The organism is Erwinia sp. LJJL01 (genome assembly GCF_047300805.2).
Classification (GTDB): domain Bacteria; phylum Pseudomonadota; class Gammaproteobacteria; order Enterobacterales; family Enterobacteriaceae; genus Erwinia; species Erwinia aphidicola.
Window position 1 is genome coordinate 2,932,491 of sequence record NZ_CP178576.1, and the last position, 15,593, is coordinate 2,948,083.

Annotated in this window: 18 protein-coding genes and 1 tRNA gene; 10 read left to right on the forward strand and 9 right to left on the reverse strand. The window is 54.9% G+C overall.

What is annotated here, in order from left to right:
- Positions 1-20: 20 nt before the first annotated feature.
- Both mltD and gloB read right to left on the reverse strand, forming a co-directional pair.
- On the reverse strand, positions 21-1,400 hold the full coding sequence (mltD, locus tag ACLI4M_RS14450; protein ID WP_133624390.1) for a murein transglycosylase D: 1,380 nt from the start codon (positions 1,398-1,400) through the stop codon (positions 21-23).
- 72 nt (positions 1,401-1,472) lie between these two features.
- On the reverse strand, positions 1,473-2,228 hold the full coding sequence (gene gloB, locus ACLI4M_RS14455; RefSeq protein WP_133624388.1) for a hydroxyacylglutathione hydrolase: 756 nt from the start codon (positions 2,226-2,228) through the stop codon (positions 1,473-1,475).
- A 44-nt stretch (positions 2,229-2,272) separates the two neighbouring features.
- Here gloB and ACLI4M_RS14460 point away from each other — a divergent pair, with 44 nt between their 5' ends.
- A complete protein-coding gene (locus tag ACLI4M_RS14460) occupies positions 2,273-2,995 on the forward strand; it encodes a class I SAM-dependent methyltransferase (protein ID WP_048917078.1) in 723 nt (240 codons plus the stop codon).
- Positions 2,996-3,038: 43 nt separating this feature from the next.
- Here ACLI4M_RS14460 and rnhA read toward each other — a convergent pair whose 3' ends face one another.
- Positions 3,039-3,506, reverse strand: coding sequence for a ribonuclease HI (rnhA, locus tag ACLI4M_RS14465; RefSeq protein ID WP_133624386.1), 468 nt, complete (start codon positions 3,504-3,506; stop codon positions 3,039-3,041).
- Between the two features lie 51 nt (positions 3,507-3,557).
- Between rnhA and dnaQ the strand changes: the two genes are divergently transcribed.
- A complete protein-coding gene (gene dnaQ, locus ACLI4M_RS14470; protein ID WP_048917076.1) occupies positions 3,558-4,313 on the forward strand; it encodes a DNA polymerase III subunit epsilon in 756 nt (251 codons plus the stop codon).
- 132 nt (positions 4,314-4,445) lie between these two features.
- Positions 4,446-4,522: transfer RNA gene (locus ACLI4M_RS14475), tRNA-Asp, on the forward strand.
- Between the two features lie 56 nt (positions 4,523-4,578).
- Here ACLI4M_RS14475 and ACLI4M_RS14480 read toward each other — a convergent pair.
- On the reverse strand, positions 4,579-6,075 hold the full coding sequence (locus tag ACLI4M_RS14480; RefSeq protein WP_133624384.1) for an NCS1 family nucleobase:cation symporter-1: 1,497 nt from the start codon (positions 6,073-6,075) through the stop codon (positions 4,579-4,581).
- Between the two features lie 146 nt (positions 6,076-6,221).
- Here ACLI4M_RS14480 and ACLI4M_RS14485 point away from each other — a divergent pair, with 146 nt between their 5' ends.
- The 7 genes from ACLI4M_RS14485 (at position 6,222) to ACLI4M_RS14515 (ending at position 11,504) form a co-directional block, all read left to right on the forward strand.
- The gene (locus tag ACLI4M_RS14485) at positions 6,222-6,941 is read left to right on the forward strand and encodes a GntR family transcriptional regulator (protein WP_133624382.1); all 720 of its coding nucleotides are present in this window, start codon (positions 6,222-6,224) and stop codon (positions 6,939-6,941) included.
- Positions 6,938-7,675: an allantoin racemase gene (hpxA, locus tag ACLI4M_RS14490; RefSeq protein WP_133624380.1), complete on the forward strand. Its 738-nt coding sequence runs from the start codon at positions 6,938-6,940 to the stop codon at positions 7,673-7,675. The genes ACLI4M_RS14485 and hpxA overlap by 4 nt, the downstream gene beginning before the upstream one ends.
- 33 nt (positions 7,676-7,708) lie before the next feature.
- Positions 7,709-8,668 (forward strand): allantoinase PuuE, encoded by a 960-nt coding sequence (puuE, locus tag ACLI4M_RS14495; protein WP_048917072.1) that lies wholly within the window; start codon positions 7,709-7,711, stop codon positions 8,666-8,668.
- Between the two features lie 169 nt (positions 8,669-8,837).
- Positions 8,838-9,542, forward strand: coding sequence for a helix-turn-helix transcriptional regulator (locus ACLI4M_RS14500; protein WP_133624378.1), 705 nt, complete (start codon positions 8,838-8,840; stop codon positions 9,540-9,542).
- A gap of 45 nt (positions 9,543-9,587) precedes the next feature.
- A complete protein-coding gene (locus ACLI4M_RS14505; RefSeq protein WP_166643194.1) occupies positions 9,588-9,755 on the forward strand; it encodes a hypothetical protein in 168 nt (55 codons plus the stop codon).
- A gap of 293 nt (positions 9,756-10,048) precedes the next feature.
- Positions 10,049-10,753: a helix-turn-helix transcriptional regulator gene (locus tag ACLI4M_RS14510; RefSeq protein WP_133624376.1), complete on the forward strand. Its 705-nt coding sequence runs from the start codon at positions 10,049-10,051 to the stop codon at positions 10,751-10,753.
- Between the two features lie 43 nt (positions 10,754-10,796).
- Complete coding sequence (locus ACLI4M_RS14515; protein WP_133624374.1) at positions 10,797-11,504, forward strand: helix-turn-helix transcriptional regulator; 708 nt, start codon at positions 10,797-10,799, stop codon at positions 11,502-11,504.
- Between the two features lie 22 nt (positions 11,505-11,526).
- Here ACLI4M_RS14515 and ACLI4M_RS14520 read toward each other — a convergent pair whose 3' ends face one another.
- From ACLI4M_RS14520 to ACLI4M_RS14540, 5 genes are all read right to left on the reverse strand, one after another.
- Positions 11,527-11,823 (reverse strand): helix-turn-helix domain-containing protein, encoded by a 297-nt coding sequence (locus ACLI4M_RS14520; RefSeq protein ID WP_133624372.1) that lies wholly within the window; start codon positions 11,821-11,823, stop codon positions 11,527-11,529.
- Positions 11,824-11,937: 114 nt separating this feature from the next.
- The gene (gene hpxZ / locus ACLI4M_RS14525) at positions 11,938-12,321 is read right to left on the reverse strand and encodes an oxalurate catabolism protein HpxZ (protein WP_048917068.1); all 384 of its coding nucleotides are present in this window, start codon (positions 12,319-12,321) and stop codon (positions 11,938-11,940) included.
- A 1-nt stretch (position 12,322) separates the two neighbouring features.
- A complete protein-coding gene (locus ACLI4M_RS14530; protein ID WP_133624370.1) occupies positions 12,323-13,720 on the reverse strand; it encodes an AtzE family amidohydrolase in 1,398 nt (465 codons plus the stop codon).
- A complete protein-coding gene (hpxX, locus tag ACLI4M_RS14535) occupies positions 13,717-13,905 on the reverse strand; it encodes an oxalurate catabolism protein HpxX (RefSeq protein WP_048917066.1) in 189 nt (62 codons plus the stop codon). The genes ACLI4M_RS14530 and hpxX overlap by 4 nt, the downstream gene beginning before the upstream one ends.
- Before the next feature lie 35 nt (positions 13,906-13,940).
- The gene (locus tag ACLI4M_RS14540) at positions 13,941-15,527 is read right to left on the reverse strand and encodes a gamma-glutamyltransferase family protein (protein WP_133624368.1); all 1,587 of its coding nucleotides are present in this window, start codon (positions 15,525-15,527) and stop codon (positions 13,941-13,943) included.
- Between the last annotated feature and the right edge of the window lie 66 nt (positions 15,528-15,593).

Below are 15,593 nucleotides of genomic sequence, written 5' to 3' on the forward strand. Positions count from 1 at the left end.
TTATTGGGTCTGGTATCGGACTAACTGTCAGGTGTCGCACTATTATCCACAAACAGCGTCAGCTTATCGCCGGGCTGGATGTTCTTAGCACTGTTACTGGCGACGCTATTCCAGCGCACCACATCTTTGATGTTTACGCCGTGACGTTTTGCGATACTGGCCAGAGAATCACCCTTACGTACCTGATAGGTGATGCTGTCGCCGTTATCTGCCAGTCTGTTACTGCTGCTTACGCTCAGCGTCTGCCCCGGTTTGATGCTGGCACCGCGCAAATTGTTTGCCCGCTGCAGATCTTTTACCGGAACGCCAAGACGCTTGGCAATGCCGGACAGCGTGTCACCGTTGCGCACCTTATAGGAGCCGGATGAAACGCTGTTGTTCGCAAGTGAAGTCGGCTGCACCGCTGCGATATCACCGGTCGCCAGTGAGTTACGAAGCTTAGCCACGTTGGACTTCGGTACCATAATGTAGTGAGGACCATTAGGGGCCGTTTTTCCACGCGTGTAGCCGGAGTTAAACGTCTTCATCTTGCTTAGCGACATGCCAGCCATTTCGGCTGCCTGCGTCAATTCAATCTGCTGACCCACTTCAACGCGTGCCAGAGCACGAGATTCGTTGGGAGCGGGCAGACGTATGCCATATCGCTTACTGTTCTTGAGCAGTTGCCCCAGAGCCAGCATTTTTGGCACATAGACCGTCGTTTCTTTTGGCAGCGCTAAAGACCAGAAATCCGTAGGTCGTCCACGGGCTTTATTGGCTTTCATCGCTTTCAGCACGCGTCCTTCACCGCTGTTGTAGGCCGCAACCGTCAGTAACCAGTCACCGTCAAACATACCGTTAAGGCGCTGCATCATATCCAGGGCAACTTTGGTCGATGCCACAACATCGCGTCGTCCGTCATACCACTGGGTCTGCTTAAGACCATAATTTTTACCCGTTTGCGGCACAATCTGCCAGATGCCAGCGGCATTCGCAGATGATGTTGCATGAGGGTCAAAAGCGCTCTCCACTATGGGTAGTAGTACCAGTTCCATCGGCATTTTGCGTTGCTTAATTTGCTCGACAATCCAGTACATATACGGCTCTGCCCGTAATGTTACATCGTGGAGATAGCTCTTGTTCTTCAGGTATTTCTGTTTTTGTTCGCGTATCCGGTAATTATCCGGAACCTTCATCTTCAGCTCGTCGCTAATGAAATTCCACAGATCTTTGTCCTGCGCAAGCGATGTTCCATCATCCTGCCAGCGCGGCGACAACATACTATCTGAGTACTGTCCATTTTCACCTTGACCTGCCGAAGACAAACTCTGTGCATGCTGTTCAGGGATGTTAGCATCATGCCTTGATGCCTGGCACCCTACCAGCAAGACCGAGGCGAGTAATATCGCTTTAGCCTTCATGTGTGTGTCATTGGTTCCGCTTAAAAGACGAGCAATAATACGTGGTAGGTCCCCTCAGCACAACCTAAATTATCAAAAACGGTCTTTCTTCTCGCGTAGAGCCGCAAATACCTGCCACTCATGTTGCGGAGTTGTTTCTAATCCAATAGTGCGTTGTAATTCAACATGTTGCGTTCTTAAAAAAAGATTAATTTTTCGCTCAAAACCCAGTTTTGTAGGCAAACTTACCCCATTTTTTGCGCGTAACTCCTTAATTTCTCGATAGTAGCGGCTTATCTCCGCATCTTGCGGGAAAATGGCCTGCGCAAAGGTTAAATTCGATAACGTATATTCATGGGCGCAACAAACCAGAGTGTCAGCTGGCAGCTGATTAAGCTTTTGAAATGACTGAAACATCTGTTCAGCAGTGCCTTCAAACAGTCTCCCGCAGCCGGCGGAAAAGAGTGTGTCTCCGCAGAAAAGGTAAGGGAAGCTGAAATATGAGATATGTCCTAAAGTGTGGCCCGGCGTAGCATAAATGGTGAAGTTACAGCCTAAAACATCGACGCTATCACCCTCGTTGACGATCGCATTTGCCCCTTTATCTCGGGTTTCTTCCGGCCCATAAACCGTCAGGTCGGGGTAATGAGCCAGCAGCTCCGGCACACCGCCAACGTGATCGTGATGATGGTGCGTAAGCAATATCGCCACCGGCTGCCAGCGGTTTTTTGCCAGGGCACGCAGCACCGGAGCGGCCTCGCCAGGGTCGACAATCAGACAGCGGCCTGCCGCGTCGTTTAACGTCCAGATGTAGTTATCCTGAAGGGCTGGAATGCTGGTAAGATTCATATGATCGCTCCCGTATGCTCGCAATGGAAAGAAGATGGTAAAGCATGAAGCCCGCTAAAACACGTCATATTCGCCATGTGCCAGAGTCATGGTCGCAAATCCCCTGCGGTGAGTATTATCGCGATGCGCTGTCGCATCAGCTGCGCCCCAGCCTGGCTAAATTATATGGTTTTCATCTGCTGAAGGTAGGCAGTCTGAGCGCGGAAATCGATACTGAAAGCTGTGCGATTTCGCATCAGGTTAACGTTGGGTTGAGCGGGGATAATCTGCAGGTTCACGCCGACCCACTAAGCCTGCCCTTTGAGTCTAAATCGGTTGATGCCTGCCTGCTGGCCCATACGCTGGCATGGAGCAGCGATCCGCACCGCGTGTTGCGTGAGGTGGACAGGGTGTTGATCGACGACGGCTGGATGATCATCAGCGGCTTCAATATTTTCAGCGCCCTGGGAGTCGGCAAGCTCATCCCCGGCCTGCACCGTAAGGTGCCGTGGAATAGCCGGATGTTCACCCAGATGCGCCTGATGGACTGGCTGAGCCTGCTGAACTATGAGGTGATACACCGCTCGCGCTTCCAGGTACTGCCGTGGAACCGCCAGGGGGGGAAAGTAATTAGCACCCACCTGCCCGCGCTCGGCTGTTTAAACCTGATCGTCGCGCGTAAGCGTACCTTCCCACTGACCATGAACCCGGCGAAAAAGAGTGCCAGCAAGCGCCAGCTGCACGCCGTGGGTGCTACCAGCCAGTACCGGGAAGGGCGCAGAGGCTGAATGGCATAACGGGACGCCTTCTATCCCGTTCATTCCTTTTGCGTTACGCGCCGGCCTGATAACCCACATCATCAAATGTCGGATTGCCGGCAGCCGCGCGCGCCAGCTCATCGCAGCGCTCGTTTTCTACGTGGCCGGCATGCCCCTTAACCCACTTCCAGTGGATCTCGTGCGTGCTGAGCGCGCTGTCCAGCCGTTGCCATAAATCGACATTTTTAACCGGCTTCTTATCGGCAGTCTTCCAGCCGCGCTTCTTCCAGTTGTGGATCCAGCTGGTGATCCCCTGGCGCACATACTGGCTGTCGGTACTCAGCGTGACGTTACACGGCTGAGTCAGTGCTTCCAGCGCCACAATCGCCGCCATCATCTCCATGCGATTATTGGTGGTGAGATGGAAACCCGCACTGAATGTTTTTTCATGCGAGCCGTAGCGCATAATCGCGCCATAACCGCCGGGGCCTGGATTACCGAGGCACGAACCATCGGTGAAAATTTCTACCTGCTTAAGCATCTCTGGTAGACTCTCCGTAGAAAAACGCCAAGTCTGACATAAACGGGTCCTATGAGCACAGTAAATACAACGCGTCAGATCGTACTCGATACCGAAACCACCGGTATGAACATGATCGGCGTCCATTATGAAGGGCACCGCATCATTGAGATTGGTGCGGTAGAGGTGATCAACCGCCGCCTGACCGGCAACAACTTCCACGTTTACCTCAAGCCCGACCGCCTGGTGGACCCGGAAGCGTTCGGCGTTCACGGTATCGCCGACGAGTTTCTGCTGGATAAACCCACCTTCGCTGACATTGCCGACGACTTCCTTGCCTATATAAAGGGGGCGGAGTTAGTCATCCATAACGCCTCGTTCGATATCGGCTTTATGGATTACGAATTCTCCAAGCTGCAGCGCGGCATTCCGAAGACCGAAACCTTCTGCCAGATCACCGACAGCCTGGCGATGGCGCGCAAGATGTTCCCCGGCAAGCGTAACAGCCTTGATGCCATCTGCTCACGCTATGAGATAGACAACAGCAAGCGCGTCCTGCACGGCGCACTGCTTGACTCCGAAATTCTTGCAGAAGTCTTCCTGATCATGACCGGCGGGCAAACCTCGCTGGCCTTCTCGATGGAAGGGGATCGTGAAGAGCAGAGCGACGGTGAAACCATCTACCGCATCGAACGCCCCGCCTCCGGGCTGCGGGTAGTGCGCGCCAGTGAAGCCGAAGTGGCGGCACACGAGGCGCGTCTTGACCTGGTGCAGAAAAAGGGTGGCAGCTGCTTATGGCGCCCTCAGGAAGAGGCTGACGAGGTATAACGCTTTAAATTTGCATAATAAAACCGCGTGATGGTGAAAAACGCAGCAGTTGATATTAATCCACAGAAAAAGCGTTGACGAACATCTGACTGCCCCGTAATATCCGCCTCGTTCCCGACGGGGAACATCGGTGGAGCGGTAGTTCAGTTGGTTAGAATACCTGCCTGTCACGCAGGGGGTCGCGGGTTCGAGCCCCGTCCGTTCCGCCAAACATTCAGAGAAAGGCCGACTCATAAGAGTCGGCCTTTTTCGTTTCTACGCTGCACTACTCTTTCTGCATCGCCACTTTGGCGTTATAGCCTTTCGCCACGGTCGCCGCCAGGTCACCGCGTGCAATCCAGCGATAGCTCCCGGCACCCAGCGCCACACCGATAAACCAGCTAAAGTTCGCCACGGCATGCAGCGAAGGGATAAAGCTAATCACCAGCCCAATCGCCACCGACGGCAGCAGAGCAGCAATCGCTTTCGGGTTAAAGCCGCCCTTGTACCAGTAAATCCCCTTCGGCGTATCATCAAACAGGTCATCAACCGAAATCTGGCTGCGCTTAATCAGGTAGAAATCCGCCAGCAGAATCCCGAACAGCGGCCCGATAAACGCGCCCAGCACGTCCAGCGTATAGTGGATCAGCTCCGGTGACTGGAACAGATTCCACGGCGTCAGCAGTACCGATCCGACTGCCGCAATCATCCCGCCGGTGCGGAAGCTGATTTTCTGCGGAGAACAGTTAGAGAAGTCGAACGCCGGGGAAACGAAGTTCGCCACAATATTAATACCGATGGTCGCGATGATCATCGTCAGCAGCCCAATTGCCACGGCCAGATCGTTACCCACCATGCTGACGGTTTCAATCGGGTCAGTAATCATGCGGCCAAACAGCGACTGCGTGCCGGAGACAATCACCACGGTAACGATCGAAAACAGCAGGAAGTTGAACGGCAGGCCCCAGCGGTTGCCACGGCGGATCTCGCTCAGGCTTTTACCGTAGCGCGAGAAGTCACCAAAATTAAGCAGCGGGCCGGAGAAGTAAGAGACCACAAGCGCAGTGGCGGTGATCATCTGCCAGGCTTGCTCCCCGCCGGTCAGCGATTTACTCGCCAGCGTCAGAGAGATACCGCTGAAACCCGTTTTGTATACAATCCATCCCGCCAGCGCCACCATCACCACGTACACCGCCGGACCGGCGATATCGATGAAGCGCTTGATGGCGTTCATTCCATGCCAGAACACCATCGCCTGCAGGAACCACATAATCCCGAAGCAAATCCAGCCCAGCTGCGACAGGCCCAGCCACGAAGATTGTGTCAGGGTGCTCAGCGCCGGCCAGAACTTAAGGGAGACCAGCATCAGCGCATTCGCCGCCAGGTAGGTCTGAATACCGTACCAGGCAAAAGCGATCAGACCGCGGATCACCGCCGGGATATTAGCGCCAAAGACGCCAAACGCCTGGCGGCAGATCACCGCATAAGGCACGCCAGCCATCTGACTCGGTTTCGCCACCAGATTGGCGCACAGCTGCACAATGCAGATACCGGCCAGCAGGCAAAGCAGAACCTGCCAGCTGGCGAGCCCGAGCGTAAAGAAGCTGGCCGCCACCACATAACCGCCCATGCTGTGTACATCGGACATCCAGAAAGAAAAGATGTTGTACCAGCTCCAGTTCTGGTCTCGCGTCGGCGCCAGATCCTCATTGCACAGCCTTGGGCTGTAGTTGGCATTGGCTTCAGCAGCTGCTGCCTGGGAAGACACTTCACTATTTGGCATGAAACCTGCTCCTCTGAATACAGTTATCAATAAACCGGGTTGCAGGAGACATTGCAGGATCCAGGCCAGATTGTAATTTCGTGTATACAAAAGTTGTGATTCCTGTGTACGCTTCTTGACAGAAATGATGTTGACCGGAGTAGGGGATGAAGAGTGAAAGCGGGCTGAAAACGGCCTCCGACCTGGGTGACAGGGACGAACCCATCTATCAGGCGCTGATGACCGCCATCGTTGAACATCAGTTACCACCGGGGAGCAAATTACCTGAAGAGGCGCTCTCCGAAGTCTTTGGCGTTAGCCGGACCGGCATCCGCAAAGTGCTGCAACGCCTCGCCGCAGTGCAAATGATCACGCTAACGCCCAAACGTGGTGCACAGGTTGCCACGCCAACGGTGGAAGAGGCGCAGGATATCTTCCGCACCCGCAGCCTGATTGAGTGCGCCAATCTGCCTGCCGTGCTGGCGCACTGCCAGGCACCGCATCTGGCAGCGCTGGAAAAGCTCAATCGCCAGGAGCAGCAGGCGCATGAGGATCATGACGGTGCCGCCGCCATCCGCCTCTCTGCCGCCTTCCATATTCAGCTTCAGGCTATCTCCGGCAATCAGGTACTGACCGAAATGGTGACGCGCCTGACTCAACGCTCTTCGCTGGTGGTCGCTGCCTGGGGCGCACCGTGGCAACAGGGCTGCCGTTGTGACGATCACGATCGGCTGGTCGAGCTGCTGCGCGAGAAATCCCTTACCCGCCTGACTGACTCACTACGGCAACATTTCGATCATATTGTCGCCAGTCTGCGCTTTGAACGCAGTGGCGAGACACTGCCGGACTTTGCCCGGCTCTTCGCCGCCACAGGAGCACGATCATGAACAAGCAGGTCATCCAGGTCATCAACCCCAACACCAGCCAGGCGATGACGGAAACTATCGGCGCGGCTGCGCGTGCGGTTGCAGGCGCCAATACTGAGATCCTCGCGGTCTGCCCGACGCAGGGCGTGCCCTCTATCGAAGGTCATTTTGATGAGGCCATTGCGGCGATTGGCGTACTGGAGCAGGTGAAAGCCGGGCGTGAGCAGGGCGTTAGCGGCCATGTTATCGCCTGTTTTGGCGATCCGGGGCTGCTGGCCGCGCGCGAGCTGGCGCAGGGGCCGGTGGTGGGCATTGCCGAGGCGGCGATGCATATGGCTACGCTGGTGGCGACGCGCTTTTCGGTTGTCACCACACTGCCGCGCACGCTGGTCATTGCCCGTCATCTGCTGCAGCAGTACGGTTTTGAGCATCACTGCGCGGCGCTGCACGCTATCGATCTGCCGGTGCTGTCGCTGGAAGATGGTAGCGGTATCGCCCAGGAGAAAGTACGCCAGCGCTGTATACAGGCGAAGCGCGAAGATGGCAGCGGGGCGATTGTGCTGGGCTGCGGCGGCATGGCCGATCTGGCGCAGACGCTGACGCGTGAGCTGGGGATCCCGGTGATCGACGGCGTAACAGCCGCGGTCAAAATGGTCGAGTCGCTGCTGGCGCTAGGGTTAAACACCAGCAAACACGGCGATCTTGATTACCCGATACGAAAAAATCTGTCGGGCCAGTTTGAGCGCCTAAACTAAGGCAATACCTTTCCGCGACCAGGGAGTCAAACCATGAGTGATGTACCGGAAAAGAAAGAATACAGCTTTAATAAAAACTATCCGCGTGACCTGCGCGGTTACGCCGGGAATCCTCCCCATGCCGCCTGGCCTGGCAAGGCGAAGATCGCGGTGCAGTTCGTCCTCAATTATGAAGAGGGCGCGGAAAACAACGTTCTGCACGGTGACGCCGGTTCCGAACAGTTCCTGTCCGATATTATTGGCGCAGCCAGCTATCCTGAGCGCCATATGTCGATGGACTCGCTGTATGAGTACGGTTCGCGTGCCGGTTTCTGGCGCATTCATAACGAGTTCCAGAAGCGCGGTCTGCCGCTGACGGTGTTTGGCGTGGCAATGGCGCTGGCGCGCCACCCGGAGATAGTCGCAGCGATTAAAGCCGCCGATTATGACGTGGTCAGCCACGGCTGGCGCTGGATCCACTATCAGAGCATGGATGCTAAAACCGAACGTCAGCATATGCAGCAGGCGCTGGATACCCTGACCGACCTGTTCGGCAAAACGCCGACCGGCTGGTACACCGGGCGCGACAGCCCGAACACGCGGCGTCTGGTGGTTGAGCAGGGCGGGCTGACCTACGACAGTGACTATTACGGTGACGATCTGCCGTTCTGGACCCAGGTCACCTGCCAGGATGGCACCGTGAAGCCGCATCTGGTGATCCCGTACACGCTGGAGACTAACGATATGCGCTTCGCCACGCCGCAGGGCTTTAATACCGCCGAGCAGTTTTATACTTACCTGCGCGACAGCTTTGACGTGCTGTATGAAGAGGGCGACAGCGCGCCGAAGATGTTGTCGATTGGCATGCACTGCCGCCTGCTGGGGCGCCCCGGCCGCTTCCGCGCCCTGCAGCGCTTCCTCGATCATATCCAGCAGCACGACAGAGTGTGGATCTGCACCCGTCAGCAGATTGCCGAGCACTGGGTGGCAAAACACCCGGCACCGGAAATTTAATCGATTGCGGGCGAGGTTCTCCTCGCCCTTTCAGATCGCATAATTTATAGATTGGCTGAATTACTAATTCAAAAAGTGCGGATATTTGCCGTCGGCGCTTAATTATCTAAATATTGAGCATATAGTTACTGCGGGATGCAGTTTTCATTTTTATATAAGGATGGACTATATGAATCAGAAAGAAGTTAATACCAAAATAGATAAAATCATTACTCCGCTCATTCGCTTTTGGGAGGGGAGTAACGAGCCTTGGATGGTCAAAAGTAATGTGTCGCAGTTCGTTTACAGTAATAAACGACTGCAAGGTTTTCTCGGGCTTCCAAAGGGCTTTAACATGGAAGGTCTTTACGATCGTGAGCTACCCTTGGCGATCCATGAATTTGAACCTGAGTTTCAGGCCCACGATCGTAAAGTAGAAAGTGTCAAGGATCGCGTAACATCTGTAGAAGTGCATCATTTTGACCAGCTAGATTATCTACAACCCTGGTACTCTGAAAAATTCCCCATTTTAGATGAGGATGGGACACCATTAGGCGTCATAGTACACTGTCGCCCGGTTGAATCGATATTCATCACTCGTCTGGCGAAAATTAAAATGCCCACCTCGCTGATGTTTACCCCTCCTGACGAACTATTTACCGATAAAGAGTGGGAGGTTATTTTCTACACCTGTCAGTCGTTTACACCAAAAATGATCGAAGCTGCGATTGGTGTTTCTAATCGCACGGTGGAAGATACTCTGTGTCGTATCTATAAAAAATCTGGCGTGGGTAATAAACGAGGCCTGATTGATTACTGCATTGAGCACGGCTTTAATAATTTTATTCCGCAAAGTATTTTCCAAAGCAGCGGTTCAATTATGCCATTTGAATAACCTTTGACCTCCGAACTCTGCATTCCAAAAGAAAGGATAATTGATATGAATATCAAAGAAAAGGATTCAGCAATAGAGCGAGTTATTAAGCCTTTCATCTCTTTTTGGGGCCGTGAGCCTGCTGCAATCAGTCCTCTCTCCTTGCACCCAAAGCCTCAGCGTCGCGATTTGAAAACCCACAGCGAGCACAATGTTAGCAGGGGGATGAGCTAGGCCTGAGGTAAGCCGGACGTCACGCGGCAGGGATGACGCGTGCCGAGGCGCGCAGGGAGTCTCTTTTGCCGTTCCGGCGTGCTCAGACCGGTTTGCGGACGTTTAGCGAGGGAAATAATTCATGGGGGCACTCATGAGTGTCTCCTCGCCCTTTTAGATCGCATTATTTAGAAATTGGCTGAATTACTAATTCAAAAAGTGCGGATATCTGCTGTCGGCTCTTAATTATCGCGATATTGAGCATATAGTTATTGCGGGATGCAGTTTTTCATTTTTATAGAAGGATGAACTATATGAATCAGAAAGAAGTTAATGCCAAAATCGATAAAATTATTGCTCCACTTATTCGCTTTTGGGAGGGAAGTAAAGAGCCTTGGATAGTAAGAAATAATCAGTCCCAATTTGTTTATACAAATATCCGTTTGCGTAAATTTATAGGCGTGCCGGAAAGTTTCGATATGGAGGGCCGTTATGATGGCGAGCTTCCTTTAGCGATGCATGAGTTTGAACCAGAATTTCAGGCACACGATCGCAAAGTTGAATATGAAAAAGACCGTGTTACTTCTATTGAAGTGCATAAGTTCGATGATTTAGATTATCTTCAACCATGGTACTGCGAAAAACTCCCAATTTTGGATGAAGATGGCACACCTTTAGGCGTCATCGCACACTGTCGCCCAGTTGAGTCTGTTTTCATTACGCGCCTGGCGAAAATAAAAATTCCTACTTCGTTGATGTTCACTCCACCCACTGAACTGTTCACCGACAAAGAGTGGGAGATCATTTTCTACACCTGTCAGTCGTTTACACCAAAAATGATCGAAGCTGCGATTGGTGTTTCCAACCGTACGGTGGAAGATACTCTGTGTCGTATCTATAAAAAATCTGGCGTGGGCAATAAACGAGGCCTGATTGATTACTGCATTGAGCACGGCTTTAATAATTTTATTCCGCAAAGTATTTTCCAAAGCAGCGGTTCAATTATGCCGTTTGAATAACGCTAAGCCTCCGATCTCTGCATTCCAAAAAAAGGTAATTGATATGAATATCAAGGAAAAGGATTCGGCAATAGAGCGAATTATTAAGCCTTTCATCTCTTTTTGGGAAGGAAGTAATGAACCCTGGTGGGTGAAGAACAGTAAGTCTCAGTTTGTTTATGCGAATAAGAGGATGCGAGATTTCATCGGTTTACCAGCAGGGTATGATTTACTGGGCCGTTATGATGGTGAATTACCCGTCCCTGTCAGTGAATTTGAAAAACCTTTTCAGGCTCACGATCGCATGGTTGAGAAAGTCAAAGATAGAGTGACTTCTATAGGCATCCAACGTTTTGATGGTCACGATTACCTGCAAGCCTGGTATACGGAGAAAGTTCCATTAATGGATGAGGTTGGCAATGTTCTGGGGGTAATCCCTCACTGTCGTCCAGTTGAAGCCATATTTATTACTCGTCTGGCAAAGATAAAGGTCCCAACCTCCCTGGTTTTCACCCCACCTACAGAACTGTTCACCGATAAGGAGTGGGAGATTATTTTCTACACCTGTCAGTCATTTACACCGAAAATGATCGAAGCCGCTATTGGCGTTCCCAACCGTACGGTGGAGGATATCTTATGTCGTATTTATAAAAAATCTGGTGTTGGTAATAAACGAGGCCTGATTGATTACTGTATTGAGCACGGCTTTAATAATTTTATTCCGCAAAGTATTTTCCAAAGCAGTGATTCAATTATGCCATTTGAACAATAGCCTTCTCAAAAGGGGGAGCAAATCACGCTTCCCCATCATATCTTTTCTGCATTTTCACCTTCGCCTTGCGGCGCATCTCATAACGCGTGGGCCAGATCACTTCAGGCTTGATACCCAGCGTCAGCGCAATAATTTTCTCTCCTTTTGGCCACGGTCGCGTTAGGGCATTCGCCAGCGTGCCGCCCGCCAGACCGTATGCACGGGACAGCGAGGCAATAGAGTAGCCTTTAAGACGTATAGCGCATTTTATCTCTTCGCGATGCCAGTCTTCATTAAGCGGTTTTGCTCTGGCAGCGAGGCTGGGGCGGGTGGTGGTCATGTGTCTCTCCTTTTCACATCGTTGGAAAGGGAGTTTTATCATCAGCAGGGGGACGTTGCCACCGTGTAAAGTACGGATCGTAAGGGGCCGTGAGCGGCCCCTGAAAAACGCAATTTAGCTCATCAGGCTGACCTGGGCTGCAACAATCCGCCAGCCGCAGGGTAACCTGACCCAGGTCTGCTGCTGGCGACCTATTCGTTCGCTGCCTTCACGGGTAAACTCGGTGCTGCAGACCGCAAAGTCCTCGCCGTAGCTGGTTATTACGGTGTTCTGTAGCTGGCGGTCTAAGCCGGCAGACGGGCGTGATGCGCGGAACTCTCTGATGGCATCAATACCGTACAGATTCTCCCCGGCCCCCAGGCGCACCGTACGCTCGTCATGCCAGAACAGTTCATCCAGTACCGCAACATTGTTGCTGATTAACGCCTCTTCATAGCGGTAAAACGCGGCGGTGACCTCGGCAAGAATGCCCGGGCGATCGATATATTCACTTTTCATGTTATGACTCCATGCTGGCAGGCGCGGCCTGCGCAATGCCCATCTGCTCAAGCACGCGTGCAGCTCGCAGGCAGGCTTCCTCTTTAAAGGGGGCTGCGATCAACTGTAATCCGATTGGCAGCCCCGAGGAAGTGCGCAGTGGTACGGTGGTGACGGGCAGGCCCAGGAATGAGATCGGCTGCGTCAGCATCCCCATGCTGGCGCGCACCGGCAGATCGCTGCCGTTAATGCGCATGGTTTCCTGACCAATCAGCGTAGCGCTGGTCGGCGTGGCCGGGGCGATCAGCACATCGACCTCGGCAAAGCGTGCCAGCACCTGCTGCTGGAAATGACGGCGGAAGCGCTGGGCCTGCACATACCATGCGGAGGGGATCATCGCCCCGGCCAGCAGGCGCTCGCGCGACAGCGGCTCGAAGCGCTCTGGCGAATGGCGCAGTGCGGGCAGGTAGTGATTGCCGCCCTCGGACGCCGTAATAATAAAAGCCGCCGCGCGCGCCAGTTCGGCTTCCGGCAGCACTATCTCATCATTGACGTTGAGCGCTTTCGCCGCCTGAGCCACCGCCAGCCGTGCATCGTCGTCACACCACTGCTGGAAATAGCCGCCCAGCACGCCGCAGCGCAAGCCTTCCATCCCGCGCTCCAGCAGCGGGGCGACTGGCTGCATGGCTTTCTCCGCCTGGAAACTGTCCTGCGCATCACGCCCCTGAAGCGCATCGTAGACCTGCGTCAGGTCGCTGACGCGGCGCGCAAAGGGGCCGATATGGTCGAGGCTGGCAACAAAAGGATGGCTGCCGCTGCGCGACAGGCGGCCAAAGGTCGGTTTCAGGCCGAAGATGCCGCACAGCGAAGCGGGCACGCGAATCGACCCATTGGTATCGGTGCCGAGAGAAAAGTGGACCACTCCGGCAGCGACGGCGGCGGCAGAACCGCCGGAAGAGCCTCCGGCAATGCGCGTCAGATCGTGCGGGTTATGGGTTGCCCCGTAGTGGCTGTTTTCGGTGGTAAAACCATAGGCGTAAGCATCCATATTGAGCATACCGGAAAGCAGGCCACCGCTGGCGGCCAGCTTGTGGACCGCCCAGGCATCCTGACGCGCCGCCGTGCGGTTGCTGAACAGGCTGGCTCCCGCCAGGGTGCTGTGACCGGCCACGTCGAACAGATTTTTCACGGCATAGGGTACGGCAGCCAGCGCGGGCAGCGGCTGGCCTTCACGCTTCAGACGATCGAGGCGGTCAGCCTCCTGTAACATGCGCTCCTGAGTGACGTGGGTCCAGGCGTTCAGCGCGGGATTATGGCGCTCAATATTTGCCAGCGTCTGGCTGGCGATATCGCGCGCGCTCAGCTCACCCGCCGCCAGCGCGCGTTTCAGTTCTGCAATCGATAAGGACGCCAGATTCATGCTTTATATACCCCCGCCACTTCAAGGCGATCGTCGAGCGGGAACGCCATCAGCGGCGCCGCCATCGCGGCAATGCGGCTAAACTGAGTCAGCAGTTCGGCGCGGCGAGTCTCGTCCAGCTCCAGCGCCAGCACCTGCTCCATCTGTGCCACGTAGGCTGCCCAGTCGGGTGTGTCTTGTTTCATGATCTCTCCCCTGTCTCTTTAAATTTTCAACTCGGTTAAAACCCGGCCGCGCTGCCGTTGCTGCGTGGGTCGAAGGCGCCTTCCAGCATGCCGTTGATGTGGCGCACAATCGCTCCGGCATGGCCGACGGCCTCGCTGAAATCCGCTAACATCTCCACCTCATGCCCCAGCTCGCGCAGCGTGGCAACGATCTCTGCGCTGAAGCGCCCCTCCAGCTTTAACGAATCCGATGCCTGGCCCCAGGTCCGGCCCAGCAGCCAGCGCGGAGCACCGATAGCCTGTTGCAGCGCCATCCCCTGAATCACATGGCGGGTAAAAATCGCCGCCTGAGTTTGCGGCTGGCCGTCCCCGCCCATCGAGCCATACACCATGGTGCGGCCATCCGTCAGGCGCGCCGCCGCCGGATTCAGGGTATGGAAAGGCTGTTTGCCCGGTACCAGCGCCAGCAGATGCTCAGGATCGAGGCTGAAAGAGGCACCGCGGTTCTGCCAGGTGATGCCGGTACCCGGGATCACCACGCCGCTACCGAATTCATGGTAGATGCTCTGAATAAAGCTCACCGCCAGCCCGCTGCTGTCCATCACCCCCATCCACACCGTGTCGCCCGGGCCTTTGCCGGTGCCCCACGGCGCGGCGCGATCCACATCGACGCATGCAGCCAGCTGCTGCAATCGAGCGCTGTCGAGCAGCGCCTGCATCTCTTCCCGCATATGCAGCGGGTCGGTGATGTGCTGGTCGCGCAGGCCAAAGGCCAGCTTAGTGGCTTCGACAATGCGGTGAATGGTTTGCGCTTCGTCAGCATCTGCCATTGCCAGATGGTCGGTAATGCCGAGGATCGCCAGCGAAACCAGGCCCTGAGTGGGCGGCGGCATATTGAATACGTCGCCGTACTGATGGCGGATGCGCAGCGCCCTGCGGCGTTTTGCCTGCTGGCGGTTGAGATCTTCCAGCGTTACCGGCATGCCAAGGCGTGACATCTCGCTGGCAATCTGGCGCGCCAGCGGACCGCGATAGAAGCTCTCCAGCCCGGCTTCTGCCAGGTGGATTAAGGTCGCCGCCAGTTCAGGCTGGGTGAAGCGGCTACCGGGGCGGGGCACTTCGCCATCGGGCAGAAAGGTCGCGGCAAAGCCGGGCTGATTAGCCAGCTCGGCATGTTTACTGGCGGTGGCCGCCGCCTGGGATTCCGTCACTGGAATTCCGTCAGCAGCATAGCGGATGGCATCGGCCAGCAGGCGCGGCAGCGGGCGCTGCTGGCCGCCCAGCTCTTTGGATACCGCCAGCGCTTCCTGCCAGCCGCTGACAGTTCCCGCTACGGTAAGTGCCGATTCAGGACCGCGATGCGGGATGGTGGCGTGGCCGTGGTAGAAATCGATTGAGGCCAGCGAACCGGCGGCACCGCTGGCGTCAATGGCGATCGGCTCGCCGTTTGGCGGCAGGATCAACCAAAAACCATCACCGCCCAAACCGTTCATATGCGGGTAGACCACGGCGATAGTGGCAGCCGCAGCAACCATCGCTTCAATGGCATTGCCGCCTTCGCGTAATACACCCAGTGCGCTTTCTGATGCCAGGTGGTGAGGGGTGACCGCCATACCCAGCGGCGCGATATTGCTTTGATTCATTCCATTCTCGTCGTCCAGATTACTGATAGCTTAATATAAGCAATAGCCGTTCCAGTTTGCCGGATG

What these genes read in the sequence shown, in the direction of transcription:
- ACLI4M_RS14485 (WP_133624382.1), top strand. Translation starts at nt 6,222, where the DNA reads ATGAAGAGTGAAAGCGGGCTGAAAACGGCCTCCGACCTGGGTGACAGG.
- ACLI4M_RS14500 (WP_133624378.1), top strand. Translation starts at nt 8,838, where the DNA reads ATGAATCAGAAAGAAGTTAATACCAAAATAGATAAAATCATTACTCCG.
- mltD (WP_133624390.1), bottom strand. Translation starts at nt 1,400, where the DNA reads ATGAAGGCTAAAGCGATATTACTCGCCTCGGTCTTGCTGGTAGGGTGC.
- hpxX (WP_048917066.1), bottom strand. Translation starts at nt 13,905, where the DNA reads ATGAAACAAGACACACCCGACTGGGCAGCCTACGTGGCACAGATGGAG.
- ACLI4M_RS14505 (WP_166643194.1), top strand. Translation starts at nt 9,588, where the DNA reads ATGAATATCAAAGAAAAGGATTCAGCAATAGAGCGAGTTATTAAGCCT.
- ACLI4M_RS14480 (WP_133624384.1), bottom strand. Translation starts at nt 6,075, where the DNA reads ATGCCAAATAGTGAAGTGTCTTCCCAGGCAGCAGCTGCTGAAGCCAAT.
- ACLI4M_RS14520 (WP_133624372.1), bottom strand. Translation starts at nt 11,823, where the DNA reads ATGACCACCACCCGCCCCAGCCTCGCTGCCAGAGCAAAACCGCTTAAT.
- ACLI4M_RS14515 (WP_133624374.1), top strand. Translation starts at nt 10,797, where the DNA reads ATGAATATCAAGGAAAAGGATTCGGCAATAGAGCGAATTATTAAGCCT.
- rnhA (WP_133624386.1), bottom strand. Translation starts at nt 3,506, where the DNA reads ATGCTTAAGCAGGTAGAAATTTTCACCGATGGTTCGTGCCTCGGTAAT.
- hpxA (WP_133624380.1), top strand. Translation starts at nt 6,938, where the DNA reads ATGAACAAGCAGGTCATCCAGGTCATCAACCCCAACACCAGCCAGGCG.
- puuE (WP_048917072.1), top strand. Translation starts at nt 7,709, where the DNA reads ATGAGTGATGTACCGGAAAAGAAAGAATACAGCTTTAATAAAAACTAT.
- gloB (WP_133624388.1), bottom strand. Translation starts at nt 2,228, where the DNA reads ATGAATCTTACCAGCATTCCAGCCCTTCAGGATAACTACATCTGGACG.
- hpxZ (WP_048917068.1), bottom strand. Translation starts at nt 12,321, where the DNA reads ATGAAAAGTGAATATATCGATCGCCCGGGCATTCTTGCCGAGGTCACC.
- ACLI4M_RS14510 (WP_133624376.1), top strand. Translation starts at nt 10,049, where the DNA reads ATGAATCAGAAAGAAGTTAATGCCAAAATCGATAAAATTATTGCTCCA.
- ACLI4M_RS14460 (WP_048917078.1), top strand. Translation starts at nt 2,273, where the DNA reads ATGAAGCCCGCTAAAACACGTCATATTCGCCATGTGCCAGAGTCATGG.
- dnaQ (WP_048917076.1), top strand. Translation starts at nt 3,558, where the DNA reads ATGAGCACAGTAAATACAACGCGTCAGATCGTACTCGATACCGAAACC.
- ACLI4M_RS14540 (WP_133624368.1), bottom strand. Translation starts at nt 15,527, where the DNA reads ATGAATCAAAGCAATATCGCGCCGCTGGGTATGGCGGTCACCCCTCAC.
- ACLI4M_RS14530 (WP_133624370.1), bottom strand. Translation starts at nt 13,720, where the DNA reads ATGAATCTGGCGTCCTTATCGATTGCAGAACTGAAACGCGCGCTGGCG.